This is a genomic window from Plantactinospora sp. CNZ321 (assembly GCF_004217235.1).
This window is the reverse complement of sequence record NZ_SHKQ01000001.1, coordinates 6391522-6412177: the sequence shown is the minus strand read 5'-3', so window position 1 is coordinate 6412177 and position 20656 is coordinate 6391522. Positions and strand designations below refer to the sequence as shown.

At 71.3% G+C, this 20656-nt stretch carries 17 protein-coding genes; 7 read left to right on the top strand and 10 right to left on the bottom strand.

Annotated features, from left to right (window positions below):
* Positions 1–3 precede the first annotated feature (3 nt).
* The 3 genes from EV371_RS27755 to EV371_RS27745 all read right to left on the bottom strand — a co-directional run bounded on the left by EV371_RS27755 (position 4) and on the right by EV371_RS27745 (position 940).
* Complete coding sequence (locus tag EV371_RS27755) at positions 4–264, bottom strand: hypothetical protein (RefSeq protein ID WP_130464651.1); 261 nt, start codon at positions 262–264, stop codon at positions 4–6.
* A 14-nt stretch (positions 265–278) separates the two neighbouring features.
* Positions 279–542 carry a hypothetical protein gene (locus EV371_RS27750; protein WP_130464650.1) on the bottom strand — a complete coding sequence of 88 codons (264 nt, stop codon included), beginning with the start codon at positions 540–542 and terminating at the stop codon, positions 279–281.
* 152 nt (positions 543–694) lie between these two features.
* Positions 695–940 (bottom strand): winged helix-turn-helix domain-containing protein, encoded by a 246-nt coding sequence (locus EV371_RS27745; RefSeq protein WP_130464649.1) that lies wholly within the window; start codon positions 938–940, stop codon positions 695–697.
* A 429-nt stretch (positions 941–1369) separates the two neighbouring features.
* On the opposite strand from EV371_RS27745, the gene EV371_RS34720 reads away from it, so the two are divergent.
* The gene (locus EV371_RS34720) at positions 1370–1522 is read left to right on the top strand and encodes a hypothetical protein (RefSeq protein ID WP_486484812.1); all 153 of its coding nucleotides are present in this window, start codon (positions 1370–1372) and stop codon (positions 1520–1522) included.
* A gap of 141 nt (positions 1523–1663) precedes the next feature.
* Here EV371_RS34720 and EV371_RS27735 read toward each other — a convergent pair whose 3' ends face one another.
* Positions 1664–1885 (bottom strand): winged helix-turn-helix domain-containing protein, encoded by a 222-nt coding sequence (locus tag EV371_RS27735; protein WP_130464647.1) that lies wholly within the window; start codon positions 1883–1885, stop codon positions 1664–1666.
* A gap of 370 nt (positions 1886–2255) precedes the next feature.
* On the opposite strand from EV371_RS27735, the gene EV371_RS27730 reads away from it, so the two are divergent.
* Together EV371_RS27730 and EV371_RS27725 are read left to right on the top strand one after the other, a co-directional pair.
* Positions 2256–2564, top strand: a complete 309-nt coding sequence (locus EV371_RS27730) for a DivIVA domain-containing protein (RefSeq protein WP_130466257.1) — start codon at positions 2256–2258, stop codon at positions 2562–2564.
* A complete protein-coding gene (locus tag EV371_RS27725; RefSeq protein WP_130464646.1) occupies positions 2564–4750 on the top strand; it encodes a hypothetical protein in 2187 nt (728 codons plus the stop codon). The genes EV371_RS27730 and EV371_RS27725 overlap by 1 nt, the downstream gene beginning before the upstream one ends.
* Positions 4751–4776: 26 nt before the next feature.
* Here the strand turns inward: EV371_RS27725 and EV371_RS27720 are convergent, their stop codons facing one another.
* Positions 4777–7020, bottom strand: a complete 2244-nt coding sequence (locus EV371_RS27720; protein ID WP_130464645.1) for a hypothetical protein — start codon at positions 7018–7020, stop codon at positions 4777–4779.
* Between the two features lie 417 nt (positions 7021–7437).
* Between EV371_RS27720 and EV371_RS27715 the strand changes: the two genes are divergently transcribed.
* The 3 genes from EV371_RS27715 (at position 7438) to EV371_RS27705 (ending at position 11811) form a co-directional block, all read left to right on the top strand.
* Entirely contained in the window at positions 7438–8946 is a 1509-nt protein-coding gene (locus EV371_RS27715) for an Nramp family divalent metal transporter (RefSeq protein WP_130464644.1), read from the top strand.
* Between the two features lie 224 nt (positions 8947–9170).
* Positions 9171–11108 carry a hypothetical protein gene (locus EV371_RS27710; protein ID WP_130464643.1) on the top strand — a complete coding sequence of 646 codons (1938 nt, stop codon included), beginning with the start codon at positions 9171–9173 and terminating at the stop codon, positions 11106–11108.
* Between the two features lie 67 nt (positions 11109–11175).
* Positions 11176–11811 (top strand): MSMEG_1061 family FMN-dependent PPOX-type flavoprotein, encoded by a 636-nt coding sequence (locus tag EV371_RS27705; RefSeq protein ID WP_130464642.1) that lies wholly within the window; start codon positions 11176–11178, stop codon positions 11809–11811.
* 61 nt (positions 11812–11872) lie between these two features.
* Here EV371_RS27705 and EV371_RS27700 read toward each other — a convergent pair whose 3' ends face one another.
* The 5 genes from EV371_RS27700 to EV371_RS27680 form a co-directional block, all read right to left on the bottom strand.
* The gene (locus EV371_RS27700; RefSeq protein WP_130464641.1) at positions 11873–13339 is read right to left on the bottom strand and encodes a heterodisulfide reductase-related iron-sulfur binding cluster; all 1467 of its coding nucleotides are present in this window, start codon (positions 13337–13339) and stop codon (positions 11873–11875) included.
* The gene (locus tag EV371_RS27695) at positions 13339–14697 is read right to left on the bottom strand and encodes an FAD-binding oxidoreductase (protein WP_130464640.1); all 1359 of its coding nucleotides are present in this window, start codon (positions 14695–14697) and stop codon (positions 13339–13341) included. Before EV371_RS27695 ends, EV371_RS27700 begins: the two co-directional genes overlap by 1 nt.
* A 3-nt stretch (positions 14698–14700) precedes the next feature.
* Positions 14701–16167, bottom strand: coding sequence for an FAD-linked oxidase C-terminal domain-containing protein (locus EV371_RS27690; RefSeq protein ID WP_130464639.1), 1467 nt, complete (start codon positions 16165–16167; stop codon positions 14701–14703).
* 100 nt (positions 16168–16267) lie between these two features.
* Positions 16268–17848: a malate synthase A gene (aceB, locus tag EV371_RS27685; protein ID WP_130464638.1), complete on the bottom strand. Its 1581-nt coding sequence runs from the start codon at positions 17846–17848 to the stop codon at positions 16268–16270.
* A 103-nt stretch (positions 17849–17951) separates the two neighbouring features.
* The gene (locus EV371_RS27680; protein ID WP_349339524.1) at positions 17952–19235 is read right to left on the bottom strand and encodes a phospholipase D-like domain-containing protein; all 1284 of its coding nucleotides are present in this window, start codon (positions 19233–19235) and stop codon (positions 17952–17954) included.
* A 109-nt stretch (positions 19236–19344) separates the two neighbouring features.
* On the opposite strand from EV371_RS27680, the gene EV371_RS27675 reads away from it, so the two are divergent.
* Positions 19345–20430 (top strand): flavin-containing monooxygenase, encoded by a 1086-nt coding sequence (locus EV371_RS27675; RefSeq protein ID WP_130464637.1) that lies wholly within the window; start codon positions 19345–19347, stop codon positions 20428–20430.
* Positions 20431–20656: the final 226 nt, after the last annotated feature.

Here is a 20656-nt window from a genome sequence, read left to right as displayed (position 1 = left end):
CGGTCATCCGAGAGCCGCGAGGTAGGCGTTGGCGTGCTCGACAGCGGCATCGACACGGCGTATTACCAGTTCGACCTCGCGCCCGAAGCCTTGAAGGATCTTTAGTCCAGCCTGAGCGTCCTCGTCCTGGCTGTCGTGGATGGTGACCCGAGCAAGCTGTTCTGCGGCGGCTGCTTCGGCACCTGTCTGGTCCAAGGTGGTCTTAGCTTCCTTGGCGGCTTGGTTGCCCGCACGGATCGTGCGCTTAACCTCGTTGACGTTCACCGCGCCACCCCTGCTTAACCGAGGACGCTGATGTATTCACGGGCGGCGGTAACGCTGTTCTGGATCAGGGTGGCAGCCTCCTGGAGGCGCTGCTTGCCTTCGTGGGCGCGCTGGATGGCTTCGGTGACCTTGGCGTGGTTGGTGCCGGCGGCGACTCCCCGGAGTCGAGTGAGGACCTGCTCGGTCTGCCCTGCGGCCGCGTGGATCTGGTTCAGTGTTGCGTTGCCCTGCTCGGCGGCTTGCGCGAGTGCGGCCTTGACTTCCTCAATGCTGGCCATGCGATCTCCCCGGTTGCCGGCTGCCGTGAGATAGCGGACGTGCACAGCGCAGCGGCCGGCGCTGGACATCACGGCGTGGTCGATCGAACACTATCGGAGAGGGTCGAAGCGTACAGCCCCGCTGTCGCTTCTCGGCACCGTCGCGTGGCTGGCTACTTCCGCTCGGCTACGAAGACGCCGACCCCGTGGATGCTGTCGACCAAGCCTTCGGTTCGAAGCGCATGCATGGCGTAGCGGATCACTGCGTTCGATACGCCATGCTCGTTCTTCAGTTGCGCCGTTGACGGCAGCTTGTCGCCCGGCTTCAGTTCTCCGGACTTGATCTGGTCCCGGATATGGGCAGCAAGCGTTTCCCACTTGGTGGCAGGCATGGGCACTCCTTGGTCTCCACCTGCCATGAGATCACAACGAGGGTGTACGCAGCAAGTTCCGTGTAGAACGAACCAGTTGCGTATTGACCAGACGGAACTAGTTAGGTTAAGTTCCCTCCTGCGAGTGCTCTCTTGGTCTCCAACCTGTGCAGCCCTCGCACCTCCCGGTCGGGGCGGCCAGCTCGTACGGGTTGTCCGTCCCGGCTTCTGAGTCACGCCCTGCTGACGTACGTGCTGCTTGTGTTTGCGCTGGTGGGGCGGGGTGGTCCCGGTCCGGGGTGAGCGTGCCCGGGGATTCGGGCCGGGGCCGTCCGTCCAGCCGTCCGTCTACTGCTTGTTGTCGAAGGGTTGGTGAGGCCCGTGGGTGCTCGGTTTCGTTGGTTGTGGCGGCGGGAGGTGGTGTCGGCGCGGCGGCTGGGGTCGGCGTATCGGTCGGCGGGGGTGGATCCGGACGAGGTGACGGAGTTTCTGGATCAGGTCGCCGGTGATCTGGCCAGGGCGTACACCGAGTTGGCTCGGGTGCGGGAGCAGAATGCTCGGATCAAGGAGGCGTTGCGGCGGTGGCAGTCCCGGCAGGTGGCGTCGGCGCGGGAACTGGCGGGGCGTTGATGGCCGGACCGCTGGCGGTGTTGTGCCGATCGTGTGTGACGGACTCGCGTTCACGCTCGACCCGTGTCGTTGCATCTACGGCGGCAACCGCCTGGCACGCAGCCCGGCCGCTCGCTTGGCGGCGTCGAGTCGTGGCAGCCCTTACCTCGGCTCGGTCACGAAGACGCCCTTGCCCTGGTGGCCTTCGAGGAGGCCCTCTGCTTGCAGGATCAGCAGGGCCGAGCGGACGGGTTCGGCGGACACGTTGTAGATCGCGATCAGCTCGCGGAGCGACGGCAGCTTGTCGCCCGGCTTGTACTCACCCGACGCGATCTTGTTGCGGATGTCCTGAGCGATGCGTTGGCGATCTGAGATTCGGGGCATGGCAACTTCCTGGTAGGCCCCTGCATCTTCTCATGATCGCCAACGAAGCCTCAAGACTTTGCCTGCTTTGCATGGTTAGCTCTTGCCCTCCCATGCTTTGCATTGTAAGTTGCCTCTGCGGGACGCCTGGCAACGGAAAGCCTGGTAGGCAACCGGCCCTCCGGTTGGGCATCCACGCTGCTGGCACGGCTGGTGATCTCCCCGCTGACCGTGCCGGCCCTGATGACGCCCTGCTGACGTACGTGCTGCTCCTGGCCGCACCGGTGGGGCGGGGTGGCCCGGTCCGGGGTGAGCGTTCCCGGGGATTCGGGCCGGGCCACCCGTCCACGTTCTGCCTGTTATCGGAGGGTTGGTGAGGTCGTTGCGTGCTCTGTTTCGGTGGTTGTTCCGGCGGGAGGGGAGGTCAGCACGGCGGCTCAGAACGGCCTACCGCTCGGCGACGTATCGGCCGTTGTGGCCGTCGCAGGTGCGGTTTCGTCGGTTCACCCGGGTCGGCTTCGGACAGCGGGGGGTGGACCCGGACGAGGTGACCGCGTTTCTCGATCAGGTGGCCGGTGATCTGGCCAGGGCGTACACCGGGTTGGCTCGGGTGCGGGAGCAGAATGCCCGGATCAAGGACGCGTTGCGGCGGTGGCAGACCCGGCAGGTGCCGTCCGCGCAGGAACTGGCGGGGCGCTGATGGCCGGACCGCCGGTGGTGATGTGCCGCTCGTGTGACGGACTCGCGTTCACTCTCGACCCGTGCCGCTGCACCTATGGCGGCAACCGGCTCCTCGTCACCGACAACGACGCCAGCGGCCTAGCAGGGGAGGCGTACCGGGACTGTCGGGACTGTCAGGGGGTCGGCACCCTCGCCCGGCCCTGTCACGACTGTCGGCAGACCGGCCGGCGGCGGACGCAATTGGTGTTGACGATGGCGAACCTGGACACCGGGGCGGTCGCGTCGGCGAGCGTCGTACCCGGCGTTGTCGAACCCGCCCCATGGGCGGGGGATGGTGGTGGGAGCTGGCATCTGCCACTCGGCCCGCTGCTTGAGGATCTGGCCGTCCTGGTCGGTGTCGGCTCGTGGACCGACGTCCGTGCGCCCGGCGACCCGGATGGGCCCCTCGTCCTGCTGCCCCGCGCCTGGCGACCAGAGCAGCCCGAGCCGGCCCGCAGGGAGTGGGAAGCGGAGGCGATCGCGGGGGAGAGCCTCGATGCGTGGCGGCTCTACCTCGGTCGCACCACCGAGACACCGCACCTGGACGCGGCCGGGAAGCTGGGCCGGTGGTGCCGGCTGGCTGGCCTGCTCTGCCTGGACCTGGTGGTCGAGGCCCGCCGTCTGGCGGCTACCGACGCGCTGACCTGGGCGGTCCGGTTTGAGGTGCCGGGCGGGCCGGTACCAGCCGAAACCTATGGCTACGCCGCTGATCTGACCATCGCGATCACCACCACCAGCGACCTCGACGCCTTCTACGGTTTGGACGAACGCGGCCGCACCATCCCCGCGCACCAACTCATCATCACCCCACCGTCGCCCGGCCCGCCGGCAATCGATGTGGACCAGCTCGAACGGCGGATCCTCGCCGACTGCACCGACCTGACCACCGGCAACCCGCACCCCGGAGCACAAGCGATCTGGCGGGACGGCCGCTGGTGGCACACCACCCTCCGCCCCGACGGCACCACCGAAACCCTCACCGAATGGACCACCGGCCAGATCCAGAGCCGCCGCACACCGGTGCTGCGTCGGGGTTGGCAGCCGCCGGCTCCATCGTGGCAGGGCCCACCGATCGGGTACGTCGACTGCCCCGACTGCGACCCACACAGCCGCCTGCGCGCCTGCGACTGCCGACTCGGCACCAACCGCACCGACCCGGACTGCCCGCGCTGCGCCGGCTCCGGCCGCAGCCCCTCCCTGCTGCGCTGCTACACCTGCTGGGGCAGCCACCGCCTCCACACCGAAGTGACCGTCACCATCACCGACCTGGCCAGCCGGGTCGCACACCTGCACTGGCGCACCGGCCCCAAGGGCTGGCAGACCGGTGAACTCACCTGGCAGGACAACCCCACCGGACAAGACGACGAGCCAGGCGACGGGCCGGCCGGGCCGGCGGGGGAGGAGCACTGGCGGGCCGGTCAACGGATGCCGGCACCGCACGTGGCGAACCACCCCGGCGGCAAACCGCTGCACCAACTCCCGGACCAGTTCCGGCTCGCCGGCTGGGCCGACCACTTCGGCGTACGCCCGGAAGACCTGGTCGAACTCGACGGCGGCGGCACCCTCGACCACAGTCTCCGCGACGGCACCGTCACCCTGGATCATGCCGGCGCCGACCCACTCACCGAATACCTGCGCTGGGCCGCCCGGGGCCGACCCGGCGCCCGACTGTTCCTCCTCGCCCGACGGCCCGACGTGCCACCCCTGGCCGACCTGGTCCGGCTCGTCCTCGGACTACACCTGACGATCACGATCACCCTCACCGACCACAGCCACAATGCCGGCGACCTGCGCTACATCCAGGGCGAGAGCTGGGACGTCACCATCAACCACCCCGACCGGCCACCCGCCCCCGCCGACCCGCCCACCCACGCCAGCCCGGAAGCCGCGACCACGTTCTGCCTGGACTACCTCGAACTCGCCATCGCCGGCAACATCCCCGACAACCCCGACGAACCGATCCCGGTACCCCAGAACCCGACCCCGACCACCGTCGACGACCCGATACCCCTACTCCGTCGACTCGCCCGCCACCACCCCGGCCAACCCGTCGCCGCCCACTACGACAGCGCCACCTGCCAGATCTGGCTCCGCGAACACCACGACGTACGCCAACTCGCCACCGCACCCACCCTCCCCGCCGCCATCGGCACCCTCGGCCTCTAACCAACCAGCCCAGGAGTTGGGCCGCGTCACGCCTCCTCGTGCAGCGCGGCCCGGTCCTGCCGGGGCACCCGGCGTACCGCACCGACGGCCTCGGCGAGATCGTCCACGGTCCGCCAGACGGCGGGGTCGACCCAGTACCCCGAGTGTCGGGCCGCCGCCGGGGCCGGCTGCCCGTGGATGTGCCCGTTGCCGACCGGGTCCGGAAGCTCCACGTCGATCTCGGTCGGCGGCCGTCCGGCGGGAAAGATCCGGCCGCCGATGTAGTCGGTCCGGTAGGAGAAGTTCCGCCAGGCGTGCAGCGCCACCCCGGCGGCGCCGCCGGTCGGGGTGAGCCCGGCCAGCACGTCTGCGTCGAAGTAGGCCGGAAACGCCCATCCGTACAGTGTGGTCAGAGGCGAGCCGAAGGTGACCAGGGCGACCACACCGTCGTCCGGCCGGTTCTCCCGTTGCAGCAGCGCGGCGGCGGCCAGCACGGTGCCCTGGCTGTGTGCGGCCAGCACCACCTGCCCGCCGCTGTCGTGGATCCGCCACAGCCGCTGCTGCAGCTCCGGTACCGCCCGTTCGGCGTAGGACGGCGGCGCCAGCGGGTGGTAGGCGCGCGGCCAGAAGGTGAGCACGTCCCAGATCACTCCGATCCGGCGCCGGCTGTGCAGGTCACGCCAGCCCCTGCGGAGTACCAGGATGATCATGGCCGGGATGGCGGCCGCGAGGTAGCTGCCGATGGTGAACGTCCACTGTGTGCCCCAGGGCAGCTTGCCGAAGACCCAGTACCGGACCTGGAGGACGATCAGCAGGACCACGCCGATCGCCGCGATGGCGGTGAGCAGCTTGTCGACGTCGCGGAGTATCCGGGCGAACCGGCGGGCCCGGGCCGTCCGGTCCGGTCCGGCCCGCCAGTAGCCGACCAGCTCGTAGCCGGCGAAGAGCAGGATCAGCGCCAGCGGGAAGAGGGTCAGGTAGTGGACCAGCCGGCCGAGGAACGGATAGAGGTACAACTCGACCCGCTCGGGCGGACCGGCCGGCAGATGCACCCGGGTGGAGACCTCGGCGGTGATCGCGGCGACCCGGCTCATCAGGCTGATCAGGACCACGTTGAGCGCGAAGACGCCGAGGGTGAGCGCGACGAACGGTCCGAAGATCACGAAGGTGCCTCGCCGCCAGCCGCCCGGCAGCACGGCGGCGAGCACCACCAGCAGGGTGCCGAGCACCCCGCCGAGGGTCAGTCCCGCCACCGCGCGCATGCCGGGCAGGTAGCCGAACGGCTGCGGGTACGCCGGCTGCACGGCGGCGAACCAGCCGGCGCAGCAGACCGAGATAACCGCCGCGCCGAGCAGTACGGCCGGGACGGCCGGCGGGCAGCGTTCGGCGGCCACGAGGACCAGCGCCCCGACCAGGACCGCCACGGCGAGGGCGAGCGCCACCCGGGCCGGCACCGGGGCGTGTACCGATGCCCCGGCCGGCCGCGCCGCCTCCCGTACGGTGTGTTCGAGCACCAGCGCGACGAAGGCTAGCCCGGCGGCGATGTGCAGATAGCCCTGTTCGAGCGCGCTGCGCCGGCCGGTCCAGAAGTCCGGGTCGGCCAGCCCGGACCGGCACCGCGCCGCGCCGCGGGACTCCTGCCCCCGATCGGCGCCGGGCGCACCGGAGCCGGCCGCCTCGTAGCGTTTGACGGTGCGTAACGCGAGGACCGCCAGCAGGACCACCATGGCCAGCGGCACCAGGGCGCCGGCCAGGATCCGCCGGGCCGGGTAACCGGCGAGCAGCGGGGCGTGCAGTAGCCGTACCGGCCAGGCGTCGTCGGCGCAGCCGGACTGCCCGCCGCACTGGTAGCCGAGCAGCTCCATCCCGGTCATCGCGGCGATGAGCAGGAGGTTGAGGGTGAGCCCGAGGGCTGCCCAGCGGACCGCCGCCCGGTGCAGCCGGAACAGCGCCGGTCGCTGGTGGGTGGCCGGGCTGCACATCCAGCCGGCCACGTTCGCCAGCGCGAACGGGAAGAGCAGCAGCCAGAGCACCCGGGCGCCGCTGCGCGAGGTCATCCCACCCCAGGAGTACGCCTCGACGTGCCGGCCGGGCAGGTCGGCGGTGCGGTAGAAGCCGGCGATCCGGTCGCCGGACACGCACTGCGGGGCGTCGTCGGCGAGCAGGTCCTCCGGCGTGGTGCCGCCCACCCCGTGCAGCCGGAGTTCGGTGACCCCGGACAGGTCGGCGTCCGGCGGGACGAGCCCGGCCGGGCGTGGTACCGGGGACGTGTCGTGACGCTGCAACGGCATGGCGTACCACCTGGCTGCTCTGGCGTCCGCGGCAGTCGGCACCCCACCCGCCGGCCTGGCCGGCGGGCCTCGGGCCCCCGGAGCGTGATCGGATCCTGACCCTTCACCGTGCTCCGGTCTGGTCAACGGTTGGAGTCGGTTCTCGACACGGCGCCGGTTGCACCCCGATCGGGTGCAACCGCGTCGCAGGAACGGGTGTGTATGCCGCGACGGCCGACGAGGAAGCCCGGAGGTCCGGAAGCGCGCTGGCGAGGATCGATTATTGAACCTTTTTCCACCTGAACCGCGCGGCGCTCACGCACCGCGTCCGACCTTGCGCTCCGACGGACCGCAAGGGGAGGTTGAAAAAGGTTCATTGCGTATGGGTTTCCGATGGATGACGATTGATGTCCGGGGGGATCTCCAAGGAGGTGTCTCATGGCGGAGGCAACCCAGGTCCCGGATCTCCACTCATATCCACTCGGCGTCAGCCGTCCCCCGCTCGCCGTGGCCGATCTTCCCGAGCCCGAGGAGGTCTTCAAGGTCCGCCGGCTCGGCCCCCGCGAGCTGGTCAAGTACGCTCTCGGCCCCAGCCTGATCGCGCTGGGCATCTCGATCGGCAGCGGTGAGTGGCTGCTCGGCCCGCAGGCGGTCGGCCAGTTCGGCTTCGTCGGGGTCGGCTGGGTCATCCTGGTCTCGGCGGTGCTGCAGACCTTCTACAACATCGAGTGCTCCCGGTACGTGATGGCCACCGGCGAGGCCCCGGTGGTCGGCTGGGGCAGGGTGCCGCCCGGCTACCTGCTCTGGGTACCGGCGTCGGTGTTTCTGGTGATCTTCGCGTTCATTGCCGGCGGCTGGGCGGCCTCGGCCGGCCAGGGGATGTACGCGCTGGTGCACGGCGAGGCCCCGCCGTCCGGGGCGGAGGAGCCACGGCTCTGGGCGATCGCCCTGCTGGTGCTGGTCTTCCTGATCGCCGCCGGGGCGAAGCGGATCAGCCGGGCCCTCGAACTCGCCAACTGGGTGATGGTCAGCGGCATCCTGCTCGCCCTGCTGCTGGTGGCGCTCTTCGTGGTCCCGTGGGACATCTGGTGGGAGGGGATCCGAGGCTTCGTCACCCCGGCCGCGCCGCCGGAAGGGATCACCGCCACCCAGCTCGGCGGGCTGGCCGGGTTCACCGCGCTCGTCTCCGGCCTCAACTGGTACGTCATGGGTCACTACCGGGACAAGGGCTACGGGATGGGCTTCCGCACCGGCTACATCTCCGGGCTCCGCGGTGACCGGCGGGAACTGCTGGCCACCGGGGTCACCTTCCCGGACGACCCGACGAACGCGGCCCGGTGGCGGCGCTGGTACCGGCTGCTGCTCGTCGACATGTGGGGCGTCTTCTTCGTCGGCGCGATGCTCGGCATGCTGCTGCCCACCATTCTGATGGCACGGGCGGTGCAGCTCTCCGGCGAGACGCCGACCGCGGCGAACGTACCGACCTTCGTGGCCACCGCCCTGGAACCCGACTACGGGCCGATGATGTTCTACGGCATGCTGCTGGTCGGCGTACTGGTGCTGTTCAGCACCCAGCTCGGGATCTTCGAGGGAATGGTACGGGTCAGCACCGACGCCGCGCACGCGACCAGTCCCCGGTTGCGCCGGCTGCTGGAGGGTGACCCGCGGAGGTTCTACTACCCGTTCATGCTGCTGCTGTTGGTGATCATATCGGTGGTGCTGCACCTGGCGGTGCCGGTCAACCTGGTGCAGTGGTCGGCCAACATGTCGAACCTGGGCGCGTTGCTCTACCCGTTCCTGCTGATCTACCTGAACAGCCGGCTGCCCCGGCCCGCCCGCCCGCGCCCCTGGCACTACGTGCTACTGGTGCTGAACGTGCTCTTCTTCGGCTTCTTCTTCGTCAACTTCATCGCCGACTTCGTCGGTGATCCGTTGATCACTTTCTAGGATGTGCGCGGAGGGGTCCCGGTCGCCGAAAAGCGAGGCGAGGGCCCACTCCCGCCGCAGTCGTCCGAATCCTCCTTTCTGTAAGCCCGAATTTTCCTTTCTTCAGGATCGGCATCTCGTCAACGGTATCGAATCGCCCCCACATTTACTGGAACCCATGCGATGATGACGAGCCGTCATCTCCGACTTCCGGTTAGCGGCGATTCTGATCGGGGAGATCCTCCATGCAGCTGCTTCTGGCGTACGCATTCGATCGTGTCGAGGGTGCGTCCGATGTGCCACTCCGGCTCGGTCGGGTCACGGACTACTACACGTCCCGGTGGCGCGACGAGACCCGGCGGAGTGGCCTGGACGTCGGCCGGATCGGACTGCACGTGTGGGACGTCGATCCGTCGCCGTGGCGCTGGCCGTCCTGGCAGCGGGAAGCCGATCTGGCGGTGGCCACCCTCTATCTGCCCGTCGACTACCAGCGGCTCGTCGGCGCCGTGGAACCCGCGCGGGCGGCGGTGCCACTGGCCAGGGCCCTGATCGAGCGCCCGTCGTCGGTGCTCGAGTTGACCGCGCCGTTCGTGGTGGCCTCGGTCGACCCCGCCCGGGGCCGGCTGCGGCTGCACACCGACGGGATCGGGCTCGGGCGGCTCTACGAACTCCGCTTTCCCGGCGGCTGGGTCTGGTCGAACCGACCGGCTGCGGCCTGCCGGTTCGCCGGAGTCCGGGCCGAGCCGGACCGGGACGGCTGGCGGATGTTCGCCGCCACCGGCTGGTTCCAGGGCGACCGGACCCCGTTCAGCAACGTGTACGCCGTGCCGGGCGGGGCCACCATCGGCTACGACCCGGCCGGGCCGGGCCGAACCCTCAGCGTGGTCGACGCCCTGGCGACCTGGTCGGCGGAGGGTCGGGGCGACGGTCTCGCGGCCGACCGGGTCGAGGAGGTGGCGGAGTCCCTTCGTCGGCTCGCGCTGTCCCTCGATCCGATCTGGTCGGGCAAGGTCGTTCTGGGACTCAGCGGCGGGCGGGATTCCCGGCTCTGCGCTGCGGCGGTGCTGGCCGCCGGGCTGGAGGTGCAGTTCGTGACGAACGGCGCCGAGCCGGGCGAGGCCGACGTCGCGGAACGACTCGTCGCGGCGCTTCCGGCCGCGATGGCCGGGCGGGTCAGCCACCGGATCGATCGTCCGAAACCGAACGGCCCGGCCAAGCCCGAAGGCCTGGCGTTGCGGGCCCCCGTGCTGCCGAACGTGCTGGCCTGGCACCGGCTGCAGGAGGGACTGCGACCGGAGAGCTACCTTCCGACGACGGCACCGGGCCGAATCGCCCCGGCACCGCACCTCAGCATCAGCGGGGCGGCAGGCGAGATCGCACACGGCCACTTCTATCCACCGGACCACGCGGAGTTGGCCGAGATCCGGTACCCCGAGCGGCTCGACGCCTTCACCGAGCGGTTGGCGGGCCGGATCGTACGTCGGCTGGGGCTCTCGGCCGCGGCCCGGCTCACCTCGACGGCGCAGATCCGCCGTACCCTGGACACGGCGTTCGTCAGCGGGCTGGGCGACGCCAAGGTGCTCGACTACTTCTACCTGGCGGAACGGCTGCGCCGCTGGGGCACGACGGCCGACCGGGCCGGGACGATCGTGCCGCTGCTGGTGCCCGAGTTCATCCGGGCCGCCTTCGACATCACCCCGGCGCAACGACGCGACAACGCGTTGCACCGCGCGGTCACCACACGACTGATTCCACAGTGGCGCGACGAACCGTACTACCGGCGTCCGGCCGGGCTGGTGCCGCCGGTCTGGGTGCCCCGGCTGGGCAGGGCGGTGGACCGGGACCTCATCACCGCGATCGTCGCGGACCGGGACGTCTGGGCGGACGCGCACCAGCCGGCCGTGGTGACCGCCTCCTGGCAGCAGTTGCTTGCCGGGCGCGGCGGGCCGGGCGACGAACGGCTACTGCACCGGGTGCTCTGGCGGGCCGTCTTCGCGGACTATCTCGCCGAGGTCAACGAGGAGTCGACCGAGGCCCGGATACCACTGCCCCGACTGCCGGGTCCGGCGGCGCCGCCACCCCGGACGATCGCCGACGCCGCCGTCCGGGGCCGACGGTTCGCGGCTCGGGGGCTGCGCCGGGTCGCCCGAGCGGTCGACCCGACGGCCGCCGTGCGGAGATGACCGTGCGGAGATGACCGTGCGATGCGGGCGTAGGCTGTAGGGCAGGCATCTGACGGGGGAGGTCGAGATGGTCGCACCGGCCGGTCTGCTGGAGGTCACGTCCGAGGCGGAGTTGCGCGAGCTGCTCGGCGAGCCGAAGCCCCGGGCGGTGACCAAGGAGCGGGTACGACTGCACGAGCTCGACCGCGAGTGGCTGGCGGCCTCACCGTTCTGCCTGCTGGCCACGGCCGATCCGGCCGGCAACTGCGACGTCTCGCCCAAGGGCGACCCGCCCGGCTTCACCCTGGTGCTCGACGACACCACGATCGCGATCCCGGAACGCCCGGGCAACCGGCGCGCGGACGGCTTCCGCAACATCCTGGGAAACCCGCACGTCGGGTTGATCTACCTGATCCCCGGGCGGGGCGAGACGCTGCGGATCAACGGCCGGGCCCGGCTGGTCCGGGACGCGCCGTTCTTCGACCAGATGATCGTGAAGGGACACCGCCCCGTCCTGGCGGTGGTGGTCGAGATCGAACAGATCTTCTTCCACTGCGCCAAGGCGTTCCTGCGGTCGGCGCTGTGGCATCCGGAGAGCTGGCATCCGGAGGCGCTGCCGCCGCACCCCCAGATCGTCAAGCGGATCCAGCAGACCGAGGAGTCGCTGGAGGACCTGGAGCGCTACTACGGCACCGAGTACGCTCGCCAGCTCTACCAGGGCTGACCACCGTAGGTCCGCTCCGGCGCCTGCGCCCGGGGGGCGCCGACGCGGCGCGGAACCGCCGTCAGCCGGGGGAGAGCAGCCGTTCGACGGGCAGCCGCCGGATGGAGGCGTCCAGCACCTGCGCGGTGTGCGCCACGGCGATACCACCCGCGCCGGCCGGCCGTGCCGAGGCCGTACCGCCGAGTCGGGGGATCGCGGCGGCGATCTGCATCAGGCAGCCCGGATTGGCGGTCACCAGCAGTTGGGCGCCGGTGGCGAGCACGTCCCGGGCCTTGCGTTCGCCGAGCCGGGCCGCTGGCTCGGGGTTGAGGATGTTCCACACCCCGGCCGAGCCGCAGCACAGCTCCGGGTCGGCGATCTCCCGCAACTCCAGCTTCGGAACGGCCCGCAGCAGCTCCCGGGGCTGGCTGCGGATCCCCTGGGCGTGCCCGAGGTGGCAGGCGTCGTGGTAGGCGACGCTGACCGGCAACGGGTGTCGACGGGCGACCGGGCCGAGTTCGACGAGGAGTTCGGCGAGGTCCCGTACCCGGGCGGCGAACTCGGCGGCCGGTTGCGCGTACGCCGGGTCGTCAGCGAGCAGCTCGCCGTACTCCTTGAGGGAGGAGCCGCAGCCGGCGGCGTTGACCACGAAGTAGTCGATGCCGGTCTCGGCGAAGGCGTCGATCAGGTCCCGGGCGAACCGACGCGCCTCCGTCAATCGTCCATTGTGCACGCTCAGCGCGCCGCAGCAGCCCTGCCGGGCCGGGTTCAGCACCACCTCACAGCCCTCGGCGGCCAACACCCGGGCGGTCGCCGCGTTCACGCCGGGAAAGAACGCGCTCTGCACGCAACCGGTGAGCATCCCCACCACCGCCCGGCGCCGCCCGTACGCGGGCACCCGGTCGGGGGCCTTCGGTGCCCGGGTCAGCCGGGGAGCCAACGACTCCAGGGTCGCCAGCCTCGGCGCCAACCGGGGCAGCAGCCCACTCCTGGCCACCAGTGCGCGCAACCCGCTGGCCCGGTACGCCCGCAGCGGCCCGCGCAGCAGCCGCAGCCGTCCCGGGTAGGGGAAGAGCGCGAAGACGGCAGCCCGGAGCGCCCGCTCCCGGGCGGGGCGGCGATGCCGGCGCTCCACCTGCTGCCGGGTGTTCTCGATCAGGATGTCGTAGCGCACCCCGGACGGGCAGGCGGTGACGCAGGCCATGCAGCCCAGGCAGGCGTCGAAGTGCCCCACCATCGAGTCGCGCAGCGGTTCGCCCTCCAACCCCTGCCGCATCAGGTGGATCCGCCCCCGGGGCGAGTCCATCTCCTCGCCCCACAGCAGGTACGTCGGGCAGGTCGGCAGGCAGAATCCACAGTGCACGCAGTCGGCGACGACGTCGGACGGCGGTGGCCGGTACCCGTCGAAGGCCGGGCCGCCGGACGTCGGCCCGAGCAGCCCGAGCACGTCCCGGGGCACGCTGGCCGGCGGGGTGCCGGCCGGCGACGGCGGGTCGGGGGTGCCGGCCGGCGACGGCGGATCGGGCGGGACCGGGTCGGGTGTCGACATCAGATACCTCCCACGAAGCGTCCGGGCGCCAGCCGCGCGTCGGGATCGAACTGCTGCTTGACCCGGCGCATCAGCTCCAACCCCTCCACCGGGCCCCAGAGGTCCACCCGGGTGCGGACCGGCTCCGGCGCGGTCAGCACCACCGCGTGCCCGCCGGCCTCGGTGGCCGCCCCGCGCAGCTCCTCGACGACCCGGGCCACCCGGTCCGGTCCGGCCGCCGCCGGCAGGCCGGCGTAGAGGACGCCGGTGCCGGCCGAGCCGCGTACCGCGATCGGCACATCGTGCCGGTCACCCGCCGCCCGGGCCGTGGCCAGCAGGTCGGGTACCCCGGAGAGCACCGCCGTGAGCTTGAGGCCGGTGTCGCCGGGCTGCCACGGGTAGCGGCCCCACCATGGCGGTGCCGCTGGGCCGTGCACCGCGTCGGCGCCGAGCAGCCGGGTGGCCGCCTCGGCCCGGCCGGCCACTCCGGCCGGGGTCCCCTCCAGCAGCAGCACCGTCTGGTAATCGCCGCCGGGTGGCGCGTCGACCTCCAGGGCGGTCGGCACGAGTTGGGCCCCGAGGACGGTACCGAGCAGCCGGCCGACCCGTTCGGCACCGGCCGTCCCGGCACCGGCCGTGCGGCAGCGGACGTACGCCCGGGCGGCCGGCACCGGGTGCAGCCGGAACACGCACTCGGTGACCAGGCCGAGGGTGCCGTACGCCCCGGTGACGAGTTTGCCCAGGTCGTAGCCGGCGACGTTCTTCACCACCCGACCCCCGGCGTGCGCCACCACCCCGTCGGCGCGGACCAGGGTGACCCCGATCAGCAGGTCCCGGACGGTGCCGTAGAGCATCCGGCGCGGGCCGCTGGCGTTGCACGCTACCGCGCCGCCGACGGTGGCGCCGCCGACCGGGTCGTCCAGCCCGAGCTGCTGGCCGGCCGGCGCGAGCGCGCGCTGGAGCTCGGCCAGCGGGGTGCCGGCCCGGACCACCACGATCAGGTCGCCGGCGGCGTGCTCGACCACGCCGCGCAGCCGCCGGGTCTCCACCAGCAGGTCGAGGGCGCGCGGCGGGTTGCCCCAGTCCGACCTGCTGCCGCCGCCCCGGAAGACCACGCTCAGCCCGAGCCCGGCGGCGGCCCGCAGCAGCGCCGCCGCCTGCGCGGTCGATCCGGGAGCGGCGACGATCCGGGCCGGTACCCCGCCGACCGCGTCCGCCGGCCCGGCCAGCCGGACCGCCGCCGAGCCGGCGCCGCCGTCCTCGCCGGCCCTGCCGTCCCTGCCGGTCTCGTTGCTTCTGCCGGTCTCGCTGTCCCCGCCGGCAGTGGCGATCGCGGCCCGGAGGGCGTCGAGTTGCGCGGTGGTGTCGGGTCGGGGCATGGGTCAGAACACCTCCGCGAGTCCGGCCTCCTGGAGCGGATGCGCACCCTTGCGCCGGCCGGGCACCTCGCCGCAGAGCCGTGGAGTGGGGAAGATCTTGCCGGGGTTGGCCAGCGAGCGCGGGTCGAAGGCGCAGCGCAACAACTGCATGGTGTCCAGGTCGTCGTCGGTGTACATCCGGGGCAGGTACTTCGCCTTGTCCATCCCGACGCCGTGCTCCCCGGTGATCGAGCCGCCGTACGCGACGCAGAGGTCGAGGATCGCGCCGGAGAGTTCCTCGGCCCGCTCGGCCTGCCCGTCGACCGCGTCGTCGAAGAGGACCAGCGGATGCAGGTTGCCGTCCCCGGCGTGGAAGACGTTCGCCACCCGGATGCCGCGCTCGGCGGCGAGTTCGCCGATCCGGCGCAGCACCTCCGGCAGGGCGGTACGCGGGATCACCCCGTCCTGCACGATGTAGTCCGGGCTGATCCGGCCCACCGCCGCGAAGGCGGACTTCCTGCCCTTCCAGAAGAGTGCCCGTTCGGCGTCGTCGGTGGCGACCCGGATCTCGACCGCGGCGTTGGCCCGGCAGAGCCGCTCCACCTCCGCGAACTGCGCCTCGACCTCGGCGGCCGGGCCGTCCAGCTCGACGATCAGCACCGCGCCCGCGCCGGCCGGATAGCCGCAGTGCACCGCCGCCTCGGCCGCCTCGATCGCGAGCGCGTCCATCATCTCGACCGCCGCCGGCACCACTCCGGCGGCGATGATCGCCGAGGTCGCCGCACCGGCCGCGTCCGTGCTGGCGAAGGCGGCCAGCAGGGTACGCACCGTCTCCGGCAGCCGGACCAGCCGTACGGTGACCTCGGTGGCGATCCCGAGGGTGCCCTCCGAGCCGACGAAGGCGCCGACGAGGTCGTAACCGGGGCTGTCCGGCGCCGCACCGCCGAGCCGGACGAGGTCGCCGTCCGGGGTGACGACCTGCAGTCCGAGCACGTGGTTGGTGGTGAAGCCGTACTTCAGGCAGTGTGCCCCGCCGGAGTTCTCCGCGACGTTCCCGCCGATGGAGCAGATCTGCTGGCTGGACGGATCCGGGGCGTAGTAGTAGCCGTACGGGCTGGCGGCCCGGGTGACGGCCAGGTTGATCACGCCCGGTTCGACCACGGCCCGTTCGTCGGCCGGCGACACCTCCCGGATGGCCCGCAGTTGGGAGGTGACGATCAGCACCCCGTCGGCGTGCGGCAGCGCACCGCCGGAGAGCCCGGTGCCGGAGCCCCGGGCCACGAACGGCACCCGGGCGGCGACGCAGGCCCGGACCACCAGGGCGCATTCCTGGGCGCTGCGCGGCAGCACCACCAGCGCCGGCACCACCCGGTACTGGGCCAGCCCGTCACACTCGTAGGTCCGTAGCCGGGCCCGGTCGTCGATCACCTGCTCGTCGCCGAGGGCGTCGCGCAGCTCGCCGGTCAACCTCTCGATCTCGGGTCGGGCCATCCGTCGACCTCCGGTCTCCGCTCCGGTCAGAGCCTTTCGTCAGTTGCCGGTCAGGACCTTTCATCAGCTGCCGGTCCGGGCATCGGTCGGTGCCGCCCGGTCACGGCATCCGTTCGTACGCGGGCAGGGTGAGGAAGTCGACGAACTCGTCCGCCACGGCGACCTCCATGAACAGGGCCCGTGCCTCGGCGTACCGGCCCGGGTCGCCGCCGAGCTTGTCGATCTCCTCGTCGGCGATCCGCTCCACGAGTTCCCGGGTCACCCGGGCGCCGTGGGCCAGCGTGACGTCGTTGTGCAGCCACTGCCAGACCTGGGAGCGGGAGATCTCGGCGGTCGCCGCGTCCTCCATCAGGTTGAAGATGGCGACCGCGCCCGAGCCGGCCAGCCAGCTCGCCAGGTATTGAATGCCGACGCTGACGTCGTTGCGCAGTCCCGCCTCGGTCGGCGCGCCGGGGGTGGCGGCCACGTCGAGCAGTTCGGCGGCGCTGACCCGTACCTCGGCTCGGGTCCGGTCGAGCTGGTGCGGCCGGTCGCCGAGTACGCCGTCGAAGACCTCACGGCAGACCGGCACCAGGTCCGGGTGGGCCACCCAGGAGCCGTCGAAGCCGTCGTTCGCCTCCCGGGTCTTGTCCTCCCGGACCTTGGCCAGCGCGGTCTCGTTGACCTGCGGGTCGCGGCGGCTCGGGATGAAGGCGGCCATCCCGCCGATCGCGTGCGCGCCGCGCCGGTGACAGGTCCGGACCAGCAGTTCGGTGTACGCCCGCATGAACGGCGCGGTCATCGTCACCGCGTTCCGGTCCGGGAGCAGGAACTCCGCCCCCCGGGTGCGGAACTTCTTGATCACGCTGAACATGTAGTCCCAGCGGCCGGCGTTCAGCCCGGCGGAGTGCTCGCGCAGCTCGTAGAGTATTTCGTCCATCTCGAAGGCGGCTGGCAGGGTCTCGATCAGCACGGTGGCCCGGATCGTGCCGCGCGGGATGCCGAGCCACTCCTGGGCGGCCAGGAACACCTCGTTCCAGAGCCGCGCCTCCCGGTGGCTCTCCAGCTTGGGCAGGTAGAAGTAGGGACCGGAGCCGGCGTCGAGCTGCGGCCGGGCACAGTGGAAGAAGTAGAGGCCGAAGTCGACCAGGCTGCCGGAGGTGCGCTCGCCGTCGACCAGGATGTGCTTCTCCGGCAGGTGCCAGCCGCGCGGCCGGACCACGATCGTCGCCAGCTCGCCGTCGTGCAGCCGGTAGTGCTTCCCCTCCGGTGTGCGCAGCTCCAGCTTGCGGGCGATCGCGTCCCGGAGGTTGAGCTGCCCCTCGATCACGTTGCGCCAGAGCGGGGTGTTGGCGTCCTCGTGGTCGGCGAGCCAGACCTTGGCGCCGGAGTTGAGGGCGTTGATGGTCATCTTCGCGTCGGTCGGCCCGGTGATCTCGACCCGCCGGTCGACCAGTCCGGGTGCCGGGTCGGCGACCCGCCAGTCACCGGCGCGGACCTCGGCCGTCTCGGGCAGGAAGTCGAGGGTGCCCCCGGCAGCCAGCGCCGCCGCCCGCTCGTCGCGCAGCGCCAACAGCTCCCGGCGGCGACCGTCGAACGACCGGTGCAGCCGGGCCACGAAGTCGAGCGCATCGCCGGTGAGTATCTCCTGGTAGCGGTCGTTGACCGGTCCGGTGACCCGGACGCCCTGCGGCAGCTTCATCGCCGACCTCCTCCTAGGTGATCCCCGTGATCAGGGTACGGCGTTCCGGTTGTTCCGGCCCGACCTGATCTGCCCCGATCACGGGGATCGCGGTGCCGTACCGTCAGCGGATCTTGCCGCCGTTCTGCCGACAGGTGTCCCGGACGTGCCAGAACTCGTGGAGGTAGTCGTCGTGGATGCCCCGGCCCATCACCCGCAGCATCGCCTCGTCGGCCTGGCGCAGCGCGGAGACGGCGTAGTTGTGGCTGCCGGTGAAGACCCGGGGCACGATGTCGTCGTCGTACGCTCCGTCGATCAGCATGTACTTGTTGTGCGTGCGGATGTCCCGGCCCGGTCCGACGTTGTAGTTGCACTTGGTGAGTTGGATGTCGCTGCCCAGCGCGTTCAGCACCCCGGCGTTCGCCTCGGTGTAGACGACGTCGACCCAGCAGCCCAGCTTGCTCAGCGCGGTGAGCTTCTTGGCCACCTCGGGGCGGTTGAACGAGTACACGTTGACCCGTACGTCGGTCTGCCGCCTGGTGCCGTTGTCGTCGTAGAAGCAGGCGGTCACCGAGTTGAGCGAGTTGACCACGGTGTCGGTGGCCGGGTCGCTGATCGGCTGCCCGGAGCGCTCCCGCCGGGGGAAGAAGTACGCCCGGTACGCCGTACCGGTCGGGGTGCCCCAGTAGTAGTTGTTGTTTCCGGCCGAGCTGTAGCGGTACGACCGCAGGTCCTCGAAGTACTTCCGGTACGCCTGGTAGATGGTGGCGTCACTGAAGGTCAGGCCGTTGTTGTAGGCCTCGTTCGCGTCCCACCAGCCCAGGTTCGCCGAACCCTGGAAGACCACGTTGGACACCGTGGAGCCGTCGTTGAGCACGATGCTGGACGCGATCAGGAACTTGTTGTGGTTGTAGGCCGTCACCGACGAGTTCGTGTAGTCGATCTTCCGGGTGCCGATGCAGCCGCGGTCGGCGCTGGGAAACCTGTCCGCGCAGTGCACGATGTACGACCCGGCGGTGTCGTTGCTGCCGAGCACCGGCAGCAGTCGCTGGTACGGCCGCCCCTTGACCTGCTCGTGGTCCAGAATGATCTTTACCTGCACTCCCCGCCGGTGCGCGTTCAGCAGCCGTCCGGGCAGGTCCGGAGTGGTCGCCGAGTCGGTGACGTCGGTGACGCTGAACCCGAACCAGGACATCTGAATCTCGCCGCCGGGCGGCACCCGGTCGATGATCCGGGCGAGCTGGATGAAGATCGCGTTCTGTTGTGCGGCCGAGCCGGTCGGCCGGTTGAAGACCGCGTCGTTCATCGTCGGATCTGGCTCGGCGGCGCTGGCCGACCCCGCCCCCAGCGTCGGCATCCCGAGGGTGCCGGCGGTGAGTATGAAGACGAGTGCCGACCGTGCGGCCAAGCGTGGCGAAAATTTACGTATCCGCATGGCTAGATGATGACATCCGATTGTGACCAAGGAAACCTCCGTTTCCGGTACCGATCGGTCGCCGGGCGGGGTTACTCCGGTAATGAGCGCGCGGGACGTGGACGTCGTGGTGATCGGAGCCGGTCAGGCCGGACTCTCCGCCGGCTACTTCCTGGGCAGGAGCGGATTCGCGCCGGAAACCGGCTACGTGCTGCTGGACGGCGGCGCCGGACCCGGCGGCGCCTGGCGGGACCGCTGGCCCACCCTGCGGATGTCCGCCGTGCACGGCGTGCACGACCTGCCCGGCCGGCCGCTCGGCGAGGTCGACCCGGACCGGCCGGCCGCCGAGGTGGTCGCCGGCTACTTCGCGGCGTACGAGCGTGAGTTCGGCCTCCCGGTGCACCGCCCGGTGAACGTGACCGGGGTGCACGACCGGGACGACGGCCGGCTGGACGTGCGGACCGACGCCGGCCGATGGCGTGCCCGGGCACTGGTCAACGCGACCGGAACCTGGCGGCGCCCGTTCTGGCCGTACTATCCCGGCCAGCGCTCGTTCGCCGGCCGGCAACTGCACACCGCCGACTACCGGGGCCCGGCCGAGTTCGCCGGTCGCCGGGTCGTGGTGGTCGGCGGCGGCACCTCCGCCCTCCAGTTGCTCGACGAGATCGCCACCGTCGCCGCCGAGACCCGCTGGGTCACCCGCCGGCCGCCGGTGATCGTCGAGGGCGCCTACAGCCCGGAATGGGGCCGGGCCGCGGTGGCCCGGGTGGACGCCCGGGTACGCGCCGGCCTGCCGCCGGCCAGCGTCGTCGCCGCGACCGGTCTGGTGTGGACGGAGCAACTGCGCCGGATGCGCGAACGCGGGCTGCTGCACCGGCTCCCGATGTTCGCCCGGATCACCCCGGACGGCGTCGTCTGGCCCGACGGCGGCACCTTCGCCGCCGACGTGATCCTCTGGTGCACCGGATTCCGGGCGGTACTCGACCATCTCGCTCCGCTGCGGCTGCGCGGGCCGGGGGGCGGGATCGTGATGGACGGGACCCGGGTGGTCGCCGACGACCGGGTGCACCTGATCGGGTACGGGCCGTCGGCGAGCACGATCGGCGCGAACCGGGCCGGCAGGTCCGCCGTACGGGAGATCCGGCGATTGCTCGACGCATCGGCGACACCGGCCGGAACGCCGCGCTGACCTGGTGAAACGTCCAGTTGGACAGGGTCGGGCGAGCTTCTAACACGTCCCGCCGGGCGGCTCACCGCATTTGACGAATCGGGTTGGAGCCGGCAACGTAGGGCAAGTACGGCCCGTCGCCGCGAGCGCGGGGGACCGGGTGCGAGGTGCACCGGCCGTACCCAGGCGTCAGCCCGGTCCGCGCAGCGCGTGGGCCGATCAACAGGCTGGCTACATGACCGATGGC

Excerpts from the sequence above, each read along its gene's own strand:
- EV371_RS27750 (WP_130464650.1), bottom strand. The coding sequence starts at position 542 with ATGGCCAGCATTGAGGAAGTCAAGGCCGCACTCGCGCAAGCCGCCGAG.
- EV371_RS27710 (WP_130464643.1), top strand. The coding sequence starts at position 9,171 with ATGCAGCTGCTTCTGGCGTACGCATTCGATCGTGTCGAGGGTGCGTCC.
- EV371_RS27675 (WP_130464637.1), top strand. The coding sequence starts at position 19,345 with ATGAGCGCGCGGGACGTGGACGTCGTGGTGATCGGAGCCGGTCAGGCC.
- EV371_RS27695 (WP_130464640.1), bottom strand. The coding sequence starts at position 14,697 with ATGCCCCGACCCGACACCACCGCGCAACTCGACGCCCTCCGGGCCGCG.
- EV371_RS27715 (WP_130464644.1), top strand. The coding sequence starts at position 7,438 with ATGGCGGAGGCAACCCAGGTCCCGGATCTCCACTCATATCCACTCGGC.
- EV371_RS27745 (WP_130464649.1), bottom strand. The coding sequence starts at position 940 with ATGGCAGGTGGAGACCAAGGAGTGCCCATGCCTGCCACCAAGTGGGAA.
- EV371_RS27735 (WP_130464647.1), bottom strand. The coding sequence starts at position 1,885 with ATGCCCCGAATCTCAGATCGCCAACGCATCGCTCAGGACATCCGCAAC.
- EV371_RS27690 (WP_130464639.1), bottom strand. The coding sequence starts at position 16,167 with ATGGCCCGACCCGAGATCGAGAGGTTGACCGGCGAGCTGCGCGACGCC.
- EV371_RS27720 (WP_130464645.1), bottom strand. The coding sequence starts at position 7,020 with ATGCCGTTGCAGCGTCACGACACGTCCCCGGTACCACGCCCGGCCGGG.
- EV371_RS27705 (WP_130464642.1), top strand. The coding sequence starts at position 11,176 with ATGGTCGCACCGGCCGGTCTGCTGGAGGTCACGTCCGAGGCGGAGTTG.
- EV371_RS27700 (WP_130464641.1), bottom strand. The coding sequence starts at position 13,339 with ATGTCGACACCCGACCCGGTCCCGCCCGATCCGCCGTCGCCGGCCGGC.
- EV371_RS27725 (WP_130464646.1), top strand. The coding sequence starts at position 2,564 with ATGGCCGGACCGCCGGTGGTGATGTGCCGCTCGTGTGACGGACTCGCG.
- aceB (WP_130464638.1), bottom strand. The coding sequence starts at position 17,848 with ATGAAGCTGCCGCAGGGCGTCCGGGTCACCGGACCGGTCAACGACCGC.